The 1,780-nt window shown below is 76.7% G+C and carries 2 protein-coding genes; both read left to right on the top strand.

The annotated features are described in order from the left end of the window. The first annotated feature begins 302 nt into the window (after positions 1–302). Positions 303–1,217: an ATP-binding cassette domain-containing protein gene (locus tag HGA02_RS18405; protein ID WP_168680757.1), complete on the top strand. Its 915-nt coding sequence runs from the start codon at positions 303–305 to the stop codon at positions 1,215–1,217. After that, positions 1,214–1,780, top strand: a 567-nt coding sequence (locus HGA02_RS18410) for a hypothetical protein (RefSeq protein WP_168680759.1), incomplete at its 3' end; no start/stop codon positions are given. The genes HGA02_RS18405 and HGA02_RS18410, both read left to right, overlap by 4 nt.

Genomic DNA, 1,780 nt, shown 5'->3' on the forward strand with positions numbered 1-1,780 from the left:
GCTCGCGGTCCCGCCCGTCGTCGGCGTCGGTCCGCCCGTGTCGGGACCGCCCGACCCACCCGCGCCGCACGCCGCCGTCGCGCCCAGCACCAGTGCGGCGAGCGCGCCGGCGGACGCCCTCCGGATCCTCGTCATCGGTCCCTCCTCGTCCGCGTCCTCCGAGGCTAGGTGCCGTGACCCCGCCCGCGCCGGAGGTTGGGCCGGGCGGGTGAAGACCGCCGCCCGCGGGGTCGGGCGGTGCCGGCCGTGCCGATGGGACGGGGGAGGGGAGGTCCGACATCGACGCAGGCAGCGAGCCCGCGGTGCGCGTGCGCGGGCTGCGCAAGACGTACCGGACGTTCACGCTCCGCGAGGTGGTCGCGGTCGACCACCTCGACCTCACCGTGCCCGCGGGCGGCGTGCACGCGTTCCTCGGCCCCAACGGCTCCGGGAAGACGACGACGATCCGCATGCTGCTCGGGCTCGCGCGGCCCGACGCGGGCACGGTGCACCTGTTCGGCACGCCGGTGCCGGAGCGGCTCCCGGACGTGATCGGCCGCGTCGGCGCGATCGTCGAGAACCCGAAGTTCGTCCCGGGCTTCTCCGGCCGCCGCAACCTCCGCCTGCTCGCGACCGCGGTCGGCGTGCCGCACACGCGCGTCGAGGAGGTGCTCGAGCGGGTCGGCCTGCGCGAGCGCGGCGTCGACCAGTTCCGCCGCTACTCGCTCGGCATGAAGCAGCGGCTCGCGATCGCCGCGACGCTGCTCAAAGACCCCGACCTGCTGATCTTCGACGAGCCGACGAACGGCCTCGACCCCGCGGGCATCCGCGACATCCGCGCGACCATGCGCGGCCTGGCCGACGAGGGCCGGACGGTCCTGGTGTCGAGCCACATCCTCGCCGAGGTCGAGCAGGTGGCCGACACGGTCTCGGTCGTCGCGCGCGGGCGGCTCGTGGCCGAGGGGACCGTCGCGGCGCTGCTCGCGGGCGACGGCACCGCGCGCGTGCGCGTCACGGTCGCCGACCCGGTGCGTGCGCAAGGGCTGCTCGCCGCGCGGGGCTGGGACGTCCACGTCGACGGCCGGACCGTCGAGGTCGCCGGCGCGCCCGGCTCGTCGCAGGTGAACGAGGCGCTGGCGCGCGGCGACGTGTTCGCCGACGAGGTCGTGGTCCTGCGCCGTGACCTCGAGTCGGCGTTCCTCGAGCTCACGGGTGCCGCCCCGGGGCGGGCGTCGTGACCCACCTGCTGCGGGCCGAGCTCGCCCGCGTCCGTGCGCGCCCGCTCGTGTGGTGCGTGGCCGCGGGCGTCGTGCTGGGCGTGCTCGGGCTCGTGCTGAGCGGGTGGTGGGAGTCGCGCCCGCCGAGCCCCGCCCAGGTCGCCGCGGCGGGCGAGGCGTACCGCTCGGACCTCGCCGCGTGGCAGGACCTGGTCGCGCCGTGCGACGAGGACGACCCCTCCGTCCACCCGGACCTGCCGTCCGCGCAGGCCGTGGCGGTGTGCACGTCGCGACCGCCCGTGCCCGAGCAGTACGTCGCGGTGCGGCCCGACGTCGCGTCGCTCGTGACCGAGCGGCTCCCGTCCGTCGGGGTCATGATCACGCTCGGGTGCCTCATGGTCGGCGTCGGGCTCGTGACCTCCGAGTTCGCGTCGGGCGCGATGGGGACCTGGCTGACGTTCGCCCCGCGGCGCGGCCGGGTGTTCGCGAGCAGGCTCGCGTCCGCCGCCGTGGCCGCGGTGCCGTGCGTCGCGGCGCCGCTCGTGACGCTCGTCGTCGCGCTGCTCGCGGTGGGCGTCGTCAAC

Source organism: Cellulomonas septica, from assembly GCF_012396155.1.
Taxonomy (GTDB): Bacteria; Actinomycetota; Actinomycetes; order Actinomycetales; family Cellulomonadaceae; genus Cellulomonas; species Cellulomonas septica.